Origin of the sequence: Vibrio sp. 947 (genome assembly GCF_033339115.1) — a bacterium.
GTDB classification, from domain to species: Bacteria; Pseudomonadota; Gammaproteobacteria; order Enterobacterales; family Vibrionaceae; genus Vibrio; species Vibrio alginolyticus.
This window is the reverse complement of record NZ_JAWOTX010000006.1, coordinates 29,017-47,421: the sequence shown is the minus strand read 5'-3', so window position 1 is coordinate 47,421 and position 18,405 is coordinate 29,017. Positions and strand designations below refer to the sequence as shown.

Here is an 18,405-nt window from a genome sequence, read left to right as displayed (position 1 = left end):
TTTAACATAAGACATCGCTCAATAAGTGCGTTACTATGTAGCTCGCTTATTGATATCAGGCAAAGGAGTTGCCTGAATGAAAGATTGATATGGGTCGCCTATGGATAATCAGTATCTAGACATCAGAACACTGAACTTTATCGTTATTCTGTTCTCTTGCATTTACTCTATTAGTCTGCTTTGTTATCAATACACTCAGGGTAGAGTCAAAGGCTTAAAAACCTTCTCGATATCACTACTGTTTATTGGTTTAGGCCCTTTTTTACTTGGCTTTAGAGGCTCTGCGCCAGACTGGCTGACCATCGTCATAGCCAACACTCTCATATTAGTCGGCTTCTTGCTTACGCTATATAGCGTAAGCATTTTTCGTCAATACCCTTTAAAATTGGCTCACTGTCTTACCTTGTTAACACCTGTTTTCAGTGGTTCATTTTACTATTTCACCTTCCATGACCCTTCTATCAAAAGCCGCATTATTTATCTGAGCATGTATATTTGTATCGTCACCTTCTTTAGTGGTGTCGCCATGCTTAAAGGTACCCAAAAGGACTTAAAGCTCCCTGTTAAAGCAATGGCTTACTCTTTCTTTGGATTTAGTTTTTTTATGGGATTTAGGGCGCTTTGGAGTACTTTTTCAGGTGAGTTACCAAGCTTTATGGTCGCAGGCCTTATCCATCAGCTGACGTTCTTATTTAGCATCTGCCTGATCGTTGCTTTGAGCTTTAGTATGCTGTGGTTAATTAACGGACGCTTGGTGCAATCCATTAATGATCTCTCTCATTTAGATGCACTCACAGGGCTATATAATCGTCGAGCCATGGAAGAAATCGTTCCAAACTTGGTTAGTAAAGCACATAAAAAAAGCCAAGCAATCAGCATTATTATGACTGATGTCGACAAGTTCAAAGCGATTAATGATCACTATGGTCACACGGTTGGCGACTCCGTCATGGCAACGATCTCCACTATTTTTAAAAAGCATCTTCCTGAGTCCGCCTGCATTGTGCGATTTGGTGGTGACGAGTTCATGATTGTTTTGCTCGAAAAAGCACAGCAAGCCAAAATTGTCGGAGAGCAAATTCGCCTTGCGGTCGAAACTGAAACCGCTTTGCAATCATTTAAAACTGAAGTGACCATGAGCTTTGGTATCAGTCAGTTATCTGAGGGGCAATCACTTCAAGAGGCGCTTGCTGAAGCAGACGAAGCGCTATATAGCTCTAAACATACTGGAAGGAACCTCGTTACCTTGTTTGGAGAAGGTAAAGACCTAAATTATAAGTTTGTCCCAGCTCCAGCCAAAAGCGCATAACGTGTTTGTTATGCCAGTAATTTCGAATTAGCTAGAAATCGCACTAAGTATAGTCGGAGCGATTCAAACCAAACTTCTGCATCTTTTGGTTAAGGGTTCGACGTGGTAAATCCAACTCCTGCATCACCTCATTGATGCGTCCATGATGCCTGACTAAAGAATCATGTAGCACCTTACGTTCAAAGTTATGTAGCTGAATCGCCAACGGCACGCCCGCATGCGTCTCTTCGGTTGTTGAGGATGGTCGACTAGAGAGAATTTCCATCACGGAGACGGTTTCATCCAATGCAAAACGCATCGCTACATTCCTAAGCTCACGTACGTTACCGGGCCAAGAGTAAGCAAGAATGGCCTTTCTATCGGCTTCACTCAGCAGACGACTCTCAGGATTACTTTTCAGAGCAAAGTGTTCGAACAAGATCAACGCATCTTCTTCTCGCTCACGTAGCGGTGGCAAATAGATCTGCGCCACATTAAGACGATAGTACAAATCCTGACGAAACTCGTCATGATCATTGAGATCTTCTTTCGCGGCGGCGATCACTCTCAAATCAACTGAGATCTGTTGGTTGCCCCCAGCGCGCTCTACCGTATGTTCCTGTAATGAACGCAACACTTTCACCTGCATGGACAGCGGCATACTCTCGATTTCATCAAAGAATAAAGTGCCTTTATCCGCGTATTCCAACTTACCAATGCGCTTTTTACCCGCTCCGGTAAATGCCCCTGCTTCATGCCCAAACAGCTCACTTTCAAACAGGTTCTCAGGAATAGCGCCACAGTTGATTGGCACAAAATGATAGGATCTGCGTTGGCTTTCATTATGCAAACTGGTCGCCACCAGCTCTTTACCACAACCTGTTTCGCCGTAAATGATCACGTTAGTATCAATGCGTGCTAACTTGGCTACTTGTTCTCTAAGCTGTTGCATCACTCGGCTTCGCCCAATCAACACCTCTTCTAAGCCGCTAACGCTAGATAGGTACTCTTGGCGATCTTGAGTAGACGTTTGTGCGCGATAGCTCTCGACCGCTTCGGTTACTCGTTGGGATAAACGCTCAGGTTGGAAAGGTTTCTCAATAAAATCGAACGCACCGTTTTGTAACGCCCCTACTGCCATATCGACGTCACCATGTCCGGTGATCAAGATAACTGGCGTTGGGACGTGATTGGCAATCAGGCTTTCTAGTATCGACAAACCATCGGTGTCTGGCAGGCGAACGTCACTGACAATCGCATCAAATTCTTGGCTCAGAATGGCCGCTTTGCCCTCTTCGCCTAAACTGAATGAGGTCACATCGAACCCCGCCAGTTGCAGCCATTGGCTGGTAGCCTGACGAACAATGTCATCGTCTTCGATAAGTGCAATTTTAGGGATGTCGTCAAAAGCCATGAGTTACTGCCTGCTTTGTGGGGTGGGAAAGAAATCGATCTTTATTAACGGTAGCAAAAACCACTGAGGAGAAAAGGAGCTAGATCTCACTTCTTGCTTACAAGTCTTTAACATCCAACCAGTTAGGCGCACTCTTTAATGACTGTTGGTGAGAACGCACTAGCTGAATGGAGTCGGTATGCAGCGCAAAAGGAATGGCAAAACATGGCTTGTGGTCGCAATTGCGGCAGTGCTGATGTTGTCTTGCTATAGCGCCAGCAGAGAGGTTGCCCGTCAGTGGTTGAGTGTACAAACTCAAACCGAAGCTCAACAAAAACTACTCGACTATATTGGTGAAGTTCGCCGTGCACTCAAACGCTTCTACCACTTACCTTACCTCGTAACCAATAACCCAGAAACCATCGCGTTTGTGAAAGGGAATCTGACTTATTACGAGCCATTGCAAACCCAACTGACTCAGCTAGATAAAGCCGCCAATACGGAAGGTTGGCTAATCCTGTCTAACTCTGGCGAAGTATTGGTCTCGAGTTTAATCGAAGAGCGCTTTAGCCTGTCTGACCGCAAAGCCATTGTGGAACAAATTCACAACCAAGGCGGCGGTGTTTCCTTGGTGAACAAAACCAAAGGTTCGAGCCCATTGTATTATCTTGCAGCCCCTATCTACGATGGTCTGGATATCGCTGGCATTGTGGTGGTGCAAATCAACCTTAGCTTGTTGACCGAACAGACCATTACTAGCCAAGACATCATCACGTTGCAGAATCGTCAACAACGCTTTTTCCTATCGAGTAGCGCGCTTTATAACGCTGACTGGTTTAACGAACCGAGCAACACCGTTCAGTTAGAAACGCAACGCTTATACGACAACACCAATATCAGTGTGTGGACGCTCAACCAGCAACGCTATTTTGCGCACACCGTTAAATTGGATGATTTGAATTGGTACGTAAGCTACCTCACCCCTTCTAAGCCGATTCAACAAACCATCAACGTGATTGGTTGGAGCGTCGCTGTGTTGCTCTTATTGGTTGTATTACTCGTCATCATTGGTCTACAACGTCGCCAAAAGCACATCAACCAACAACGAATTCAAGCCCTGTTGGAAGAGTCCCAACGCCGCTTGAAACAGATGATCAATAAGACCCACGTTGGTTTGCTATTGATTGATGAACAAGGTCAACTGTTCGATCTCAACCCAATGGCGAAGCGTTTGTTCTGTTTACCAGAAAGCGTCAATCGACACGCTTTTGCTTGGGAGTTATTCGATGCAGGCAATCCCAATTCCACCACACTTAAGCTACTGAAAGACTTACCTAAACATAAAGAGCTCGCAGAGATCAGCACGGTCGAAACCATTGCCAGACGCAGTGACGGAAGCGTCTTCCCTGTCCTGTTCTCGCTAACCAGTTTCCCTTGGCATGGCGAGCAGTATTTCCTTGCAACGATCATCGACATCAGCAAGCGGAAAAAAGCCGAACAGTCACTGCAACAGGTCAACCAAGAACTGGCACAGCGAGTAGAAGAGCGAACTCAAGCGCTAAAAGAAGCACAAAGCCAGTTGATTGAATCGAGCAAAATGGCCGCTTTGGGTCGCATGTCGAGCGCGATCACTCATGAGCTCAATCAGCCACTAACAGGTTTGCGAACCCTGCTCACTACAAACGAGCTGCTAGCGGAACGTGGCGAAACCGAGATGATGAAAGCCAACAATGTTTTGGTACAGAAGCTGATTGATCGTATGGCAAGCATGACCAGTCAGTTAAAGACGTTCGCCTACAACAAACCAGAAAGCTTACAGGCAATTTCTCTCACCTCTGCACTCGAAGAGACCTTACGCGTTTATCAAACCCAATTAGACAAAGTGGATGTACGTGTTCGAGTTCCTCATGACTTACCTAACGTCATGGGTGAAGAACAACGACTGCTTCAGGTACTCGGTAATCTTGTCTCGAATGCGCTAGACGCAATGAACAACACCACCAACCCGCAGCTCAACTTGATCGTCAATCCAACTGTTAATCAGGTCGAACTGATCGTCAGTGACAATGGCTGTGGCGTGTCGAATGAGATGCTTGAATCCATGTTCGAACCCTTCCAAACCTCAAAGAAAATTGGTGAAGGATTGGGGCTGGGTTTAGCGATTACGGCCAACAATATGCGTGATATGAACGGACAAATTACCGTGCATAAGAATGAACAAAATGGGCTGACTTTCACTCTATTGTTCAAATCAGCCTAGGTTGATATTGATTACAAAATCATCATTAGAACTAAGCATCCCCGCTGTTTGAGAAAAATACGATCTCGATACAAGTATCGAGGTGTCTCCTACACTATTCTCAAGCAATAAATCCACAAACATTTCCTAAATATAAAGAGTGAGAAACATGATTAAGTTTCCTGAACATTTTCTTTGGGGTGGTGCCATTGCTGCAAACCAAGTAGAAGGGGCGTACAACCTTGGGGGTAAAGGGTTATCGACATCAGACATGCTGCCAAACGGTATTTTGAGTCCGCATCAAACCCGTGAAGAACGTACACCGGGTATCAAAGATGTGGCGATCGACTTCTACAATCGCTACCCAGAAGACATCGCGCTATTCAAGGAGATGGGCTTTAACTGTCTGCGCCTATCTTTAGCATGGAGCCGCATCTTCCCGAACGGTGACGAGCTAGAACCTAATGAAGAAGGTTTGGCGTTCTACGATAAAATTTTTGACGAACTTGCCGAGCATAACATCCAACCTTTCGTGACATTATCTCACTACGAAATGCCTTACGCACTGGTCGAGAACTACGGTGGTTGGGGCGATCGTCGCGTCATCGATTTCTTCGAACGTTATGCTCGCACTGTGCTGGAACGCTACAAAGACAAAGTGAAGCTGTGGTTAACGTTCAACGAAATCAACATGTCACTGCACGCACCATTTACTGGTGTTGGTTTGCAAGAAGACGCCAGTGAACAAGAGATTTACCAAGCGATTCACCACCAACTAGTCGCCAACGCAAAAGCGGTAAAACTGTGTCAGCAAATCGTACCAAACGGCAAGATTGGTAACATGCTGCTTGGCGCAATCAACTACCCATATACCTGTAACCCTGATGACGTGCTTGCTGCAATGCATGAAAACAACAAGTGGTTGTTCTTCGGTGATGTGCAAACACGTGGTCAGTACCCTGGCTACATGAAGCGTTACTTCCGCGAAAACGGCATTGAAATTCAGATGGAAGCAGGCGACTTAGAAGAAATTGCGTCTGCGAGTGTCGACTTCATCTCATTCAGCTACTACGCAAGTGGCTGTGCTAGCGCGGATCCGAAACAGAAAGAAGTGGGTAACATCGTCGATAGCGTACCAAACCCATATCTTGAAAAGAGCCAATGGGGCTGGCTGATCGATCCAAAAGGTCTTCGCGTTCTGCTGAACTTCCTTCACGATCGCTACCAAAAGCCACTGTTCGTCGTAGAAAATGGCTTAGGCGCGCGTGATGAAATCGATGAAAACGGTGAGATTCAGGATGATTACCGCATCGCTTACTTGAACGACCACCTTGTGCAAGCACACGAAGCGATTCTTGATGGCGTTGAGCTGATGGGCTTCACCAGTTGGGGACCAATCGATTTGGTCGCGAACTCAACCGCTGAGATGAGCAAACGTTACGGCTTTATCTATGTCGATCGTCATGATGATGGGCAAGGAACGCTAGAACGTAAACGCAAGAAAAGCTTTTTCTGGTATCAAGACGTGATTCGTACTTCAGGCGGTTCATTGAAAAGATAAGCCTGTTGTCTAGGTATAAAGTGCAACTAGGCATTCGCCTAAACCATCAAGCCCTGCAATTGCAGGGCTTGAATTTTAAGGTGTTTATTCATTTAGAGATTAAACTGCAATCTCTCCACCGTCTTCACGGCGAATAACCACTGTCGCCGCTCGTGGGCGCACAGAAACACCAGCAGGCGTTTCTTCGGCTGCATCTTCACTGTATGGCCAGTTACCTGGGTGCTGAATATTCACAAACAATGATTTGTAATCAGGGCTGATGGTAAAGCCTGTTACTTCACAACCATTTGGTCCGACAAAGAAGCGTTTCAATTCAGCTTGATTATCCGCACCAATCACAGCTTGATCACCATTCTCATCTGTTAGCTTAGATGGCACAACAGCCAACATTTGATCATTGGTGTAAGACGTGACTTCATCTGCGCCGTTGTCCGTTTGAATCCACAAAATACCACGGCCATCAAACGCTAATCCGTCTGGGCTCGCAAACTGGTTTAACTCATTCAAGCCAGAACGGTTGGTATCTGCATCACCATTTGCTGGCGAACCAAACACAAAGATATCCCAAGTAAAGTCAGTTGCTGAAGCACCTTCATCCCAACGAATAACATGACCAAACTTATTATTTAAACGTGGATTCGCAGGATTGGTTTCATCTGTACGGCGCGTATTGTTCGTCAATGTTAAATATACTGAACCCGTGAATGGATCAACCGTACACCACTCTGGTCGATCCATTGGTGTTGCCCCAACTAAATCCGCCGCACCCGCAGTATTGATGATAATTTCAGCCAGTGAATCAAAGTGATCCGCTAATGTACCACCAGCGGTTGTTACGCTATCAAGCGTTAATGGTAACCAAGTACCTGTGCTGTCTTCATTGAAGCGCGCCACATACAGTGTGCCTTCGTCCATGTACTTGTCACCCATCGCCAAGCGGTTATCAGGGTTAGCATCTGCTGGATCCCACGCTGCCGCAGATTCAAATTTGTATAGGTATTCAAAGCGAGAATCGTGACCAGAATAAAATACCACTGGTTTGCCTTCTTCAAGCTTACCGAAAGTACAGCCCTCGTGACGGAAACGACCTAGCGCAGTACGTTTCTTCGCACGTGAGTTTTGCGTGTAAGGGTCAATCTCGACAATGTAACCGTGACCATTGGCTTCATTACGGTAATCATCCATCGCACTTGCTCCTGTTGGAGCCACATTAAAGCGAGAGAACTCATCAAGACGCTCTTCTGCATTTCCTGCTAATGTCTCCCATAGGTAACGAGTGCTTTGGTCATCGACACCAATGCGATCTTGCTCTTCTGTACGAGTCCCGGCGTTAACAAAGTAACCTGGCCAGTTCTCTTCACACGTTAAGTAAGTGCCCCACGGCGTGTAGCCGTTGCCACAGTTGTTTAACGTACCACGCGCTTGGCTGCCATCTGGTGAGAAACGAGTGACAGTTAAAGATGTGTGGGCTACCGGGCCAGACAAATCCATGACTGTCGCACCAGTATAACGACGGTTTAGTGGGTCGGTATCAACCAACTTCCACATGTTGTCTTCCAGTTGAATGCGAACCACTGATACACCGTGCGCGTTAATCTCTTTGCGCACTTCATCTACAATGGTACGTACGCCATTTTCAACCGTCGGACCGTTTGGATGCAGTGCTGATGTGTCGATGTACTCGTGGTTAATACATAGCAAGCCATCTGTAGTGCTATCGTTCAATGGGAAAAAATGCATGCCGTCATGGTGCATGCCTAGCGCATTTAACTGATCGGTACTGGTGTTGGTACCATCATTTTGCCATGCGCTGCCTTGCGCATTAAGTGGTGTTCCCCAAGGTACTAGTACTTGTGCGGTGTAGCCTTGTGGAATTGAAACTGCGTCAGTGAGTGAGCCAGGGATAGATTCAAAGTTAAGAACGGCTTTAGATGCGCCCGAACCACTGCTTACTGTACTCCCTGAGTCAGACGAGTTACAACCAGCCAATCCGAAAGCACCAAACGCTGTCATCGCACTGATACCTAAACCACCTTTCAGAATGCTGCGTCGAGATAGGCTCGCTTCTAATACTTCTTCAAATGGTTTGTTTTCACTTTGGTTATAACGCGTCGCGTCAAAGGTTTCCTTGCTCATTTTTACTTTCCCGATCTTATAGTTTAATTAATAAATAAGTGATTAGTTGAACGGCAAGAAGTTTGGATAAGAAAAATGACAAAAGTGCTTAAAACATATGAAACTTGTGTTTCAACAATACTGCAAACCAACCAACACAGCTAACGAAGCAATTAAATTCTGGTCACATAATCACCAACTGTATCGCTTCATTCTGATTTTACTTGGGCTAAAGTATGATAGAAGGTATAAGGTGTACGAAATCAAATCATCTACGAGAGATAATCATGAAATTAGACAAGATCGATAACAAGAGCCGTCGTATCCGTAAAAAGCTGTTCTTAGGTGAGTTCGCAATCCTAGGTTTCGAGATCAGCTGTGAAACAGACATTAACGACTTCGACCGTTACGATGCATTCGTTGATGACTTTATCGACTACATTGACGAGCTTGGTCTTTGCTTCGGTGGCGGTGGTCTAGAACTGTTTGAAGGCTTCCTATGTTCTACTGACCGTTACGGCAGTGCGACTGAAGAACAGAAAGCGCAAGTTATCAAATGGTTAGAAGCACGCCCAGAAGTGAAAAGCGCGCAAGCGGGCGAACTAGTTGACGCCAACTACCTGTAACTAAAGGGCAACCTGTAATACGCAGAGCTCAATAAATGGTAGAGAAAGCTGGTCTTAAGACTGGCTTTTTTATTTTTTGAAGAATGCGATAGTAAAAATAGGTGGGTTGGGAAGTTGCGCGGAGTGAATGTGATTGTGGTGTTTTTGAGCTGGCAATCAACGGGAAACTGCGTTCCACAGCCAGCTCGTGCCTTTAGGTATAATTAACTATGATTTTTTAGCTGGTGCGTCTTTCGTGTCTTTCCAGTATTGAATACGCACACGATGTAGCTGAGCTCTTCTAGTCTTTTTCATAGTAAAGTCCCTCATCTTATATAAGTAACGCTCCTCATGGAGCTTATTGTCTAAGGTCGTATCCCCTTCAATCTATAAGGGAACCAATCATTTAACCGTGACCAATTTCACAACATAATGATAATTACCGATTTCTTGCAGCCTGTTTTTACTGGCAAACGGCATATTATCTATCTGACACAGTTAACTTACTCACCAGATATGACAGAAAAATGGCAATCAAGTTCCCTACTTATACTGTCATTGAATCTTAATAAGGATTAACAAGGTGGGCATTTCAGATTTACCATACTGTTTATAAAAACCGCAAGAATTTTTATTTCTTTTCAAACAAATCTCTACTCAAGATCAATTCACTTTCATCTTTATCGTCTCCCTTTTAACGCATTGTGATCCAGTTCAATCCACAGAACTCGGAACAAAAAGCGCACATTAATACATTCACCACCAAACTTGTGCGAGATCTCTTACAAGAGTTGTAAGCAAATAGATTAATCACCTCTAAGAGCAATGCCAGAAAAAACATTAAATATATGATTTAAAAGTAATATTTAAATTCACTTAAAATAATAAGTAAAAATAATTTAGAAAAGTTAATTGAGTCAAATCAGCAAAACATCAATACTCAATTTGTCGACAGGATGTTGGCGGGAACAGGAAAAAAGCCTAAAGGATTGGGTATCTTCAGGATGAAGATTTGATAGCTTAGGATGAGTTGTCAGCAAGGATGTAGTTAAGCTCTAGGATAGAGTTCGCCCGTCAGGATGATAGGCAAGAATGGACACCGCTAGGAAGGCGATGAACAAGGAACTAGGTTAAAGGACTTAGCCACAATCAAGGATAGATGCAGGGAGCACCTATTAGTAGCTGGATTGCTGCGAAAAAGAATAAGCCCCGTCTGGGAAACCAGGCGGGGTTTTATTTTGTCTGTAATGTATTGATAACGATTCATCTTTATCGTTTAAGTCTTCTCTGTTTTCATAAAACACCGTGCTATCATTTTCTTTACGTCTCCCAACAAAGCTCTCAGAAAATCACACACTATGCTTAATCCTGTTTGGTTACATACATTTAAGACATTGATTGAAGTCGGTCATTTTACGCAAACGGCAGAAAAACTTTTTATGACTCAGCCTGGCGTCAGCCAACACATCAAAAAATTAGAGCAAAGTTGTCAGCATGCCTTGATCAAGCGCGAAAACAAAAGCTTCGAATTAACCGAGCGAGGCAGGATTGTCTACGCATATGCGCTCGAGTTAGAAGATAGAGAGAAGAAGCTGCTCGAAGAGCTCAGTTTTGATGATGCGTTTTCAGGCCACTGTAAACTGGCTTGTTCTGGTGCAATGGCGTTAATGTTGTATGGGCCCATTTTGGAGAAGCAAAAACAGCACCCGAGCTTATCGTTACATTTAGAAGCCGCGCCAAATCAATCTATTCTCAACGCCATAACGCAAGGGCACATCGATATTGGTATCGTGACTGATGTTCCCAACAAAGGTCTGTTTCACAGTGAGCGAATTGGTAAAGAGAGGTTGTGCTTGGTTCTGCCAAAGCATTATCAAAATAAGCAGATAACGCCACAACTCTTGCATGACTGTGGTGTCATTAGCCACCCTGATGCCGAGCATTACATGACGCTGTTTTTTGACCAGTGTGAAGAACCACAGCTCCAAGAAATTAAGATGAGCGATTTACCATTATCCGGCTACGTAAATCAATTGAGCCAAATTTTGCTACCTGTCAGCAAAGGACTTGGCTTCACCGTGCTGCCTCAAAGTGCGGTCGACAATTTTCCGCTAAAAGACACGTTACACATTGCTCAATTGAAAAACACTGTATGTGAAGAGCTATTTCTAGTTCGTAAGCGCAGTCGTGCTCTACCTCTGCGCTATCAGACCATCAAAGAAGTGTTATTGGATGTGATCGGTGGTGCGCATCAATGATGTTAGCCACTCTTCGCTGGTAATGCGTTCCTCTTGGCAATCCACCCAATATGGTTTGCCAGATAACCAACTTTTCGACGCAACTTCTTTTATAAACACATCCACGGAATCAACGTCATCTTTGGCGTAATCCCATTTATTGCGCATGTGTTCTGCTGCTTCTTGATTAGTGTACGACTTGCCGTTGCGGATAAAGGTGCAAGAGGATTGCTCAACTCGTGTTATCAACGTCGAGATATCTTGCTCTACTCCTGCTAGTGCAAAGGTAGGCAGAATGCTTAATGTAAGTAACAACGTCCACTTTGCTTTCATCGCACCTTTATCCTTATCCCTGACCACATAACTACTAATAGTAACTACTGATAAGTGACTTAACTATTCTGGTGTTTGGCTGTTTAGCTCAGCAATTATTGCCACCATGCCTGAGCAGGCTGAGGCTCCGCAATCGCCAAGCGTTGACCAATCTCAGGGCTCACTAACGTTACACCGCGCTCTTCACTAATATCTAACGCGCGTTGCATTGGCTCATTCCAATCGTGCATTGATAAATCAAACGTGCTGTTATGGATCGGCATCATCACTTTGCCCTGCACATCGATGTGTGCTTGAACGCTTTGCTCTGGGAACATGTGAATGTCTGACCAGAGTTCATTGTACGCACCTGTTTCAATCATGGTGAAGTCAAACGGACCGTACTTTTCGCCAATCTCTTTAAAGCCATTGAAGTAACCAGAGTCACCACTGAAGAACACTTTGTGTTGTTGTGCATTGATAACCCAACTGCCCCACAGCGTCGTATCGCGGTCTGTCAAACCTCGACCGGAGAAATGCTGAGTCGGAGTCAATGTATATTCAATGCCGTCGACAGAGTGTGACTCCCACCAATCTAGCTCGATCACTTTCTCCTTCGGCACACCCCAATTCACCAGTAATTGGCCAACTTTTAACGGCACCAAGAAAGTGCCCACCTTGTCGCCTAGCACTTTAATAGAAGCTTTATCTAGGTGATCGTAATGGTCATGACTGATCACCACCACATTGATAGTTGGCAAATCTTCTATCGTGATGGGGGTTTGGTGAAAGCGTTTTGGCCCTGCCCATTGTACAGGAGACGCGCGATCACTGAATACAGGGTCGGTCATTACCAGTTTTCCATCGAGCTTCATTAATACGCTTGAATGACCCAGACGATAGATGACGTCATCTTGCTCTTCTAACAGTTGCCGCGCTGTGATCGCATGCACTGGAATTTCAATCGTTGGTGTTGGGTTAAGGCGCTCAGTCGTAAAATACGCTTTCATGATTTCGAACATGTCGCCCAAACCGCTTTTGTATTCCAACTCTATGTTTGAAAATTTGTCCGGGTATGTTGGCGCTTTTTCAGTATCAACATTAGAACAAGAAATCATTGATGTACCCATCGCGAACGCTCCTACTGTGGCTAGCAAAGTTTTTTTCATAAAAAGTTAACCCGAACAAAAGTAAACTACACGGTGCAGTTTACATTCTAATTATCAAAAGTAAACTACTTAGTGTAAAATAGTTCAAGAAATGATCTTCTTAACTTAGCAAGCTTATGAATGTAAAAAGAAAAAGTCGTAGCGAAACCAAAAGAGAAGCCATCCTGTGCGCAGCAAAGCAAGCGTTCCAAGAGTTTGGGGTGCAAAACACCAGCATGGATAAGCTCTCTGCTATCGCGCAAGTCTCTAAGCGCACGGTCTACAACCATTTCCCTTCTAAAGAAGCGATCGTGACAGAGTTACTAACCGAACTATGGCGTTCTTCAATGATGGATAGCGACATTGAACGTTTACCAACACTCCCGCTAAAAGATCAATTGATTGAATTACTCTACAGCGAGATCATTGTGGTGACGGAACCAAACTATATTGAGCTGGCAAAAGTGGCATTTGGGCACTTCTTATTTAAGCCGGAAGATCTCAAAGAACAAGCAGAACAAATGTCGAAACAGGAAACCGCCCTGTACCGCTGGCTTACTGAGAAATCGAACAGTGGCGCTTTGCAAATTGATGATGTACATATAGCGAGCACTCAATTGCACAACTTACTTAAAGGCAGTGCATTCTGGCCGCAGTTAATGGGAATTCGCCCCTCTTTGTCGAATGAAGAATCTAGGCTGTTAGCTACCCAAACGGCGGAACTTTTTTTAAGTCACTATCAAAACAGCTAAAAACAGCGGTCAAATTGGCCGCTTTTTTAAGCGATAATTCGTGACAAAGCGATGAAATTTTTGCTCAATTTTATTTATCTCACCCTTGACAGTCTCATACCGCAAGGCGTGAGCGTTCGATAAAATATTTTTGTCGTGTCGACGATGCTTTTTCGTTTTCATCTCCCAAAAAAACGCCCTAAGGTGCGCACCTCTGACGACGTGGTTGTTCAACCACAATTCTAAATCGTTGAAGTAAGTAGGTTATGTCATAACATGATCACCTGCCTACTGCATTCTATGCTCTATACTTATATTTTAATTTGGTACTGACTTACTAAGGAATTGCCATGCGTATTGCTATTCTCTCTCGTAATGAGAATTTATATTCAACCATGCGCCTAAAACAGGCGGGTGAAGAACGTGGGCATCAAATCGATGTGATCGACACGCTTCACTGTTATATGGACATTACGAGCAACAACCCTAAGATCCGCTACAAGGGTGAAGAATTACCGCAATACGATGCTGTTATTCCGCGTATTGGGGCATCTATTACGTTTTACGGCACTGCTGTTGTACGTCAGTTTGAAATGATGGGTACATTTTGTGTCAACGAATCTGTCGCGATCAGCCGCTCTCGTGACAAGTTGCGCTCATTACAACTGCTATCACGTAAAGGCATCGGTTTGCCACGCACTGGCTTTGCTCACCATCCTGACAATATTCAGGACGTGATCAAAAACGTTGGTGGCGCACCTCTAGTGATTAAATTGCTAGAAGGCACTCAAGGCATTGGTGTTGTACTTGCTGAAACAAATAAAGCGGCAGAAAGCGTGATTGAAGCTTTCATGGGTTTGAAAGCTAACATCATGGTGCAAGAATTTATCGAAGAAGCAAAAGGCGCGGACATCCGTTGTTTTGTTGTCGGAAATAAGGTGATTGCCGCAATGAAGCGCCAAGCAAAAGAAGGCGAGTTCCGTTCTAACCTTCACCGTGGTGGCTCTGCACAACTCGTGCGTTTGAGCAAAGAAGAGCGTGCGACCGCTGTAAATGCAGCGAAAGTGATGGGCTTGAACCTTTGTGGTGTGGATATCCTTCAATCTAAAAATGGCCCAGTGGTAATGGAAGTGAACTCTTCCCCTGGTCTAGAAGGCATCGAACTAGCAACGGGTAAAAACATTGCAGGTATGATCTTCGATTTTATCGAGAAAAACGCTAAGCCAAATTCAAACCGTACTCGCGGTAAAGGTTGATTTTTGTTTAACGCACAAGAGAGCCAAAAAACGGCTCTCTTGTTACTCGTCGCTAGGATGACACTATGAATCAGAAAATGATCATTGGGAATGCCGAAGCTATTTGCTTGCCAGAGTTAGGGATTACTCACCTTGAAGCGCGTATTGATACAGGCGCTCAAACCTCTTCATTACATGTAGACAATATTGATTGCTTTGAAAAAGATGGTCAGTCTTATGTTGCATTCGATCTGCACCCAGATGTATACCATTTAGAACAAGTGGTTCGCTGCACAGCGAAACTAAAAGCAAACCGTAAGGTTAAATCTTCTAACGGTACTTTTGAGCACCGCTGCGTGATCACGACGATGCTGCGTATGGGCGACCAACAATGGCCAATCGACATTACGTTGACTAACCGTGAAAAAATGACTTACATGATGTTGTTAGGTCGTCAAGGCATGGCAGACAAAGTGCTCGTTGATCCTAGCCAATCTCACTTATTGGCATCTTAACCCCGTAGTTTCAGATGAGTGATCGAACGTTTTTGTTGAGCATCACTCGTCTGGCTTTATCTTCGCCTACTTCCTACGAAATAACGCAAACAACAATCCCTTCGCTTTAACTTTTGTCACTCGCCAGTGCGTCATTGGCTTAGTCGGCGCTGTATTCAAAATGTGCTGATACGCTTTTTCATCCAAAGTCACCTCTCCCCCATGTGCCAGAAGCAAACATTGCGGATTCATCTCAAACACACGCTTTAATGATTGCCGATATTGATTCGGATGAAATATGGGAAACGGCGCAATCAGATGCTTTTTCACCTGCACCATTAAATCCGCCACATACAGCACATCTTGTTCAGAATGATAAACCGACAGATCTCGGTCGGTATGCCCAAGCGTTTCTAGCACCTGCCAATCATCAAATCCAGGAATAAACTCTCCATCAATAAGTTCAATATCTGGCTTTAACTTACGGGAATACCACAGGTTTTGCTTTGGTTTACGCATCCGATTCGCCATCCAGCGTGCTAACATCAAATCGGTCAAATGCATTAGCCAACCGTCTACACCGCTATACCACTGGCTCTCTCGCTTTGCGGCCAATAGCTTACATCCTGTTAAATCACGTAGTTTGTGCGCACCACCAGCATGGTCTGGATGCATGTGGGTCACAACAACCAACTTTAGGTCAGAAAAAGGACGATGGAGTTGATGTTCAATAAAGTCTTTAAGATGAGGGATGTCTGCTCGACTGGCACCATCAAGCAACAATAATTTATCGGGATATTCGGCGAGATACATGGTCTGAATGTACCCCTGAATTCTGTGCAGCTGCAAAATATGTCCTTATTTTAGTGAGATGCTTCATGACCGAATCCTTACTGGTCAGACCAACTATAACAGCAGAATGGACGCTTCGGTAAACAAATATTCACACGTAGCGACGACAACAAATCATAATCGAGATGATAGATTTTAATCATTAGACTCAAGGGCCCTTTTATCCGTTAATGCGCGCACACGGAGTTCGTGTCAGGGTATGAGGTAAATACCTCATGATTTGCTTTTTTGTACTTTTCCTTCTAATTAATTAAGGAGTTAAGTACATTTTTGTGAGAATCGAGTTGGAAAAAGCAACTAAATTAGACCGCATCCGCGCGGACTACAACGTTCACTACTGGAGCCAAGGTTTCTACGGCATTGATGACCAAGGCGAAGTATATGTATCACCACGTAGTGATCGTGCACATCAAATCCCTTTCAGCGCTATTGTAAATGAGCTAGAAGCGAAGCAGTTAAATCTGCCTGTATTAGTACGCTTCCCGCAAATCGTGCACCAACGTGTGCATGGTATTTGCCACGCATTCAACCAAGCAATTGAAGAATACCAATATCCAAACAAATACTTGTTGGTGTACCCAATTAAAGTAAACCAACAACGTGAAGTGGTGGATGAAATTCTAGCGAGCCAAGCTCAACTAGAAACCAAGCAGCTTGGTCTTGAAGCGGGTAGCAAGCCAGAATTGTTGGCGGTACTTGCATTGGCTCAACAAGGTAGCTCCGTGATCGTGTGTAATGGCTACAAAGACCGTGAGTATGTGCGTCTTGCACTGATCGGTGAAAAGCTGGGTCACAAGGTATTCATCGTACTAGAGAAGCTTTCTGAGCTGGATCTGGTACTAGAAGAAGCGAAAAGTTTGGGTGTAAAACCGCGCCTTGGTTTACGCATTCGCCTCGCCTCTCAAGGCGCAGGGAAATGGCAAGCAAGTGGCGGTGAAAAATCGAAGTTTGGTTTATCAGCATCGCAAGTGCTTAGCGTTATTGAACGTCTTAAACGCGAAGGCAACCTAGACGCGATGCAACTGGTTCACTTCCACCTTGGTTCACAGATGGCAAACATCCGTGATGTACGCAATGGTGTGAACGAGTCTGCACGTTTCTACTGCGAACTACGCGCACTCGGTGCAAACATCGAGTACTTCGATGTGGGCGGCGGCTTGGCAGTGGATTATGACGGCACACGCAGCCAATCATCGAATTCGATGAACTACGGCCTTGCAGAATACGCACGTAATATCGTGAACACAGTGGGCGATGTGTGTCTGCAATACGAACAACCAATGCCAGTGATCATTTCGGAATCGGGTCGCTCGCTAACAGCGCACCACGCTGTATTGATTTCTAACGTAATTGGTACCGAGTCGTACCTACCGGAAGAAGTACATGAGCTTGATGATGACGCTCCGCTTTTGCTACAAAACATGTGGCGAAACTGGGAAAACTTACAAGATGGTACAGACGCTCGTGCGTTAATTGAGATTTACAATGATACCCAAAGTGATTTGGCAGAAGTGCACTCTCAATTTGCTACAGGCGTGCTTAACTTGGAACAACGTGCGTGGGCAGAACAATTGTCACTACGCATTTACTTCGAATTAAGCCGAAAGATGAGCACTAAGAATCGCTTCCACCGTCCGATTCTGGACGAGTTGAGCGAACGTCTTGCAGATAAGTTCTTCGTGAACTTCTCTCTCTTCCAATCTCTACCAGATGCTTGGGGTATTGATCAGGTGTTCCCTGTTCTGCCACTTTCTGGTCTTGGCGAGGCGGAAGAGCGTCGTGCAGTGATGTTGGACATCACATGTGACTCTGATGGCGCGATCGATCACTACGTTGATGGTCAAGGCATCGAGAGCACGCTACCTGTACCAGCTTGGAGCAAAGACAAACCGTACCTAATGGGCTTTTTCCTAGTAGGCGCATACCAAGAAATCCTTGGTGACATGCACAACCTATTTGGTGATACCCACAGTGCTGTAGTCAATGTTGATGAACGTGGTCAATTTGAGATCAGTTACATCAACGAAGGTGATAGTGTAGAAGACATGATGCGCTACGTTCATATCGACGTGGATGCGATTCGTGACAATTATAAACAATTGGTTTCACAGCGAGTTGAAGCCAATGAACAAGCACAAATCCTAGCAGAACTAGAACAAGGTCTAGCAGGATACACCTATTTAGAGGACTTCTGA

Annotated in this window: 14 protein-coding genes; 9 read left to right on the top strand and 5 right to left on the bottom strand. The window is 44.7% G+C overall.

Going from position 1 to position 18,405, the window contains the following annotated elements; all coding sequences use genetic code 11:
* Positions 1-100: 100 nt before the first annotated feature.
* On the top strand, positions 101-1,309 hold the full coding sequence (locus R7Q39_RS09320; protein WP_318076015.1) for a GGDEF domain-containing protein: 1,209 nt from the start codon (positions 101-103) through the stop codon (positions 1,307-1,309).
* 43 nt (positions 1,310-1,352) lie between these two features.
* On the opposite strand, the gene R7Q39_RS09315 is transcribed toward R7Q39_RS09320, so the two are convergent.
* On the bottom strand, positions 1,353-2,702 hold the full coding sequence (locus R7Q39_RS09315; RefSeq protein WP_318076014.1) for a sigma-54 dependent transcriptional regulator: 1,350 nt from the start codon (positions 2,700-2,702) through the stop codon (positions 1,353-1,355).
* Between the two features lie 178 nt (positions 2,703-2,880).
* Between R7Q39_RS09315 and R7Q39_RS09310 the strand changes: the two genes are divergently transcribed.
* Together R7Q39_RS09310 and R7Q39_RS09305 are read left to right on the top strand one after the other, a co-directional pair.
* On the top strand, positions 2,881-4,941 hold the full coding sequence (locus tag R7Q39_RS09310; RefSeq protein ID WP_064369501.1) for a sensor histidine kinase: 2,061 nt from the start codon (positions 2,881-2,883) through the stop codon (positions 4,939-4,941).
* Positions 4,942-5,089: 148 nt separating this feature from the next.
* Positions 5,090-6,481, top strand: a complete 1,392-nt coding sequence (locus tag R7Q39_RS09305; RefSeq protein WP_170890231.1) for a glycoside hydrolase family 1 protein — start codon at positions 5,090-5,092, stop codon at positions 6,479-6,481.
* Positions 6,482-6,580: 99 nt separating this feature from the next.
* Here the strand turns inward: R7Q39_RS09305 and R7Q39_RS09300 are convergent, their stop codons facing one another.
* Positions 6,581-8,617 carry a PhoX family protein gene (locus R7Q39_RS09300; RefSeq protein ID WP_017635525.1) on the bottom strand — a complete coding sequence of 679 codons (2,037 nt, stop codon included), beginning with the start codon at positions 8,615-8,617 and terminating at the stop codon, positions 6,581-6,583.
* Positions 8,618-8,883: 266 nt separating this feature from the next.
* Between R7Q39_RS09300 and R7Q39_RS09295 the strand changes: the two genes are divergently transcribed.
* A complete protein-coding gene (locus R7Q39_RS09295) occupies positions 8,884-9,222 on the top strand; it encodes a YggL family protein (protein WP_005374208.1) in 339 nt (112 codons plus the stop codon).
* Between the two features lie 1,337 nt (positions 9,223-10,559).
* Positions 10,560-11,459 carry a LysR family transcriptional regulator gene (locus R7Q39_RS09290; RefSeq protein ID WP_170890232.1) on the top strand — a complete coding sequence of 300 codons (900 nt, stop codon included), beginning with the start codon at positions 10,560-10,562 and terminating at the stop codon, positions 11,457-11,459.
* On the opposite strand, the gene R7Q39_RS09285 is transcribed toward R7Q39_RS09290, so the two are convergent.
* Together R7Q39_RS09285 and R7Q39_RS09280 are read right to left on the bottom strand one after the other, a co-directional pair.
* Positions 11,427-11,771, bottom strand: coding sequence for a DUF5329 family protein (locus R7Q39_RS09285; protein WP_005374212.1), 345 nt, complete (start codon positions 11,769-11,771; stop codon positions 11,427-11,429). The two genes, R7Q39_RS09290 and R7Q39_RS09285, sit on opposite strands and share 33 nt — an antisense overlap.
* A gap of 95 nt (positions 11,772-11,866) precedes the next feature.
* The gene (locus R7Q39_RS09280; protein ID WP_318076052.1) at positions 11,867-12,880 is read right to left on the bottom strand and encodes an MBL fold metallo-hydrolase; all 1,014 of its coding nucleotides are present in this window, start codon (positions 12,878-12,880) and stop codon (positions 11,867-11,869) included.
* 155 nt (positions 12,881-13,035) lie between these two features.
* Between R7Q39_RS09280 and R7Q39_RS09275 the strand changes: the two genes are divergently transcribed.
* The 3 genes from R7Q39_RS09275 to R7Q39_RS09265 all read left to right on the top strand — a co-directional run bounded on the left by R7Q39_RS09275 (position 13,036) and on the right by R7Q39_RS09265 (position 15,379).
* Complete coding sequence (locus tag R7Q39_RS09275; protein WP_005374222.1) at positions 13,036-13,650, top strand: TetR/AcrR family transcriptional regulator; 615 nt, start codon at positions 13,036-13,038, stop codon at positions 13,648-13,650.
* A 329-nt stretch (positions 13,651-13,979) separates the two neighbouring features.
* Positions 13,980-14,885 (top strand): 30S ribosomal protein S6--L-glutamate ligase, encoded by a 906-nt coding sequence (gene rimK / locus R7Q39_RS09270; RefSeq protein WP_005374224.1) that lies wholly within the window; start codon positions 13,980-13,982, stop codon positions 14,883-14,885.
* Positions 14,886-14,950: 65 nt separating this feature from the next.
* A complete protein-coding gene (locus tag R7Q39_RS09265) occupies positions 14,951-15,379 on the top strand; it encodes an ATP-dependent zinc protease (protein WP_005384193.1) in 429 nt (142 codons plus the stop codon).
* A 66-nt stretch (positions 15,380-15,445) separates the two neighbouring features.
* Here the strand turns inward: R7Q39_RS09265 and R7Q39_RS09260 are convergent, their stop codons facing one another.
* A complete protein-coding gene (locus tag R7Q39_RS09260) occupies positions 15,446-16,171 on the bottom strand; it encodes an MBL fold metallo-hydrolase (RefSeq protein WP_064354549.1) in 726 nt (241 codons plus the stop codon).
* Positions 16,172-16,494: 323 nt separating this feature from the next.
* On the opposite strand from R7Q39_RS09260, the gene speA reads away from it, so the two are divergent.
* A complete protein-coding gene (gene speA / locus R7Q39_RS09255; protein WP_064369690.1) occupies positions 16,495-18,405 on the top strand; it encodes an arginine decarboxylase in 1,911 nt (636 codons plus the stop codon).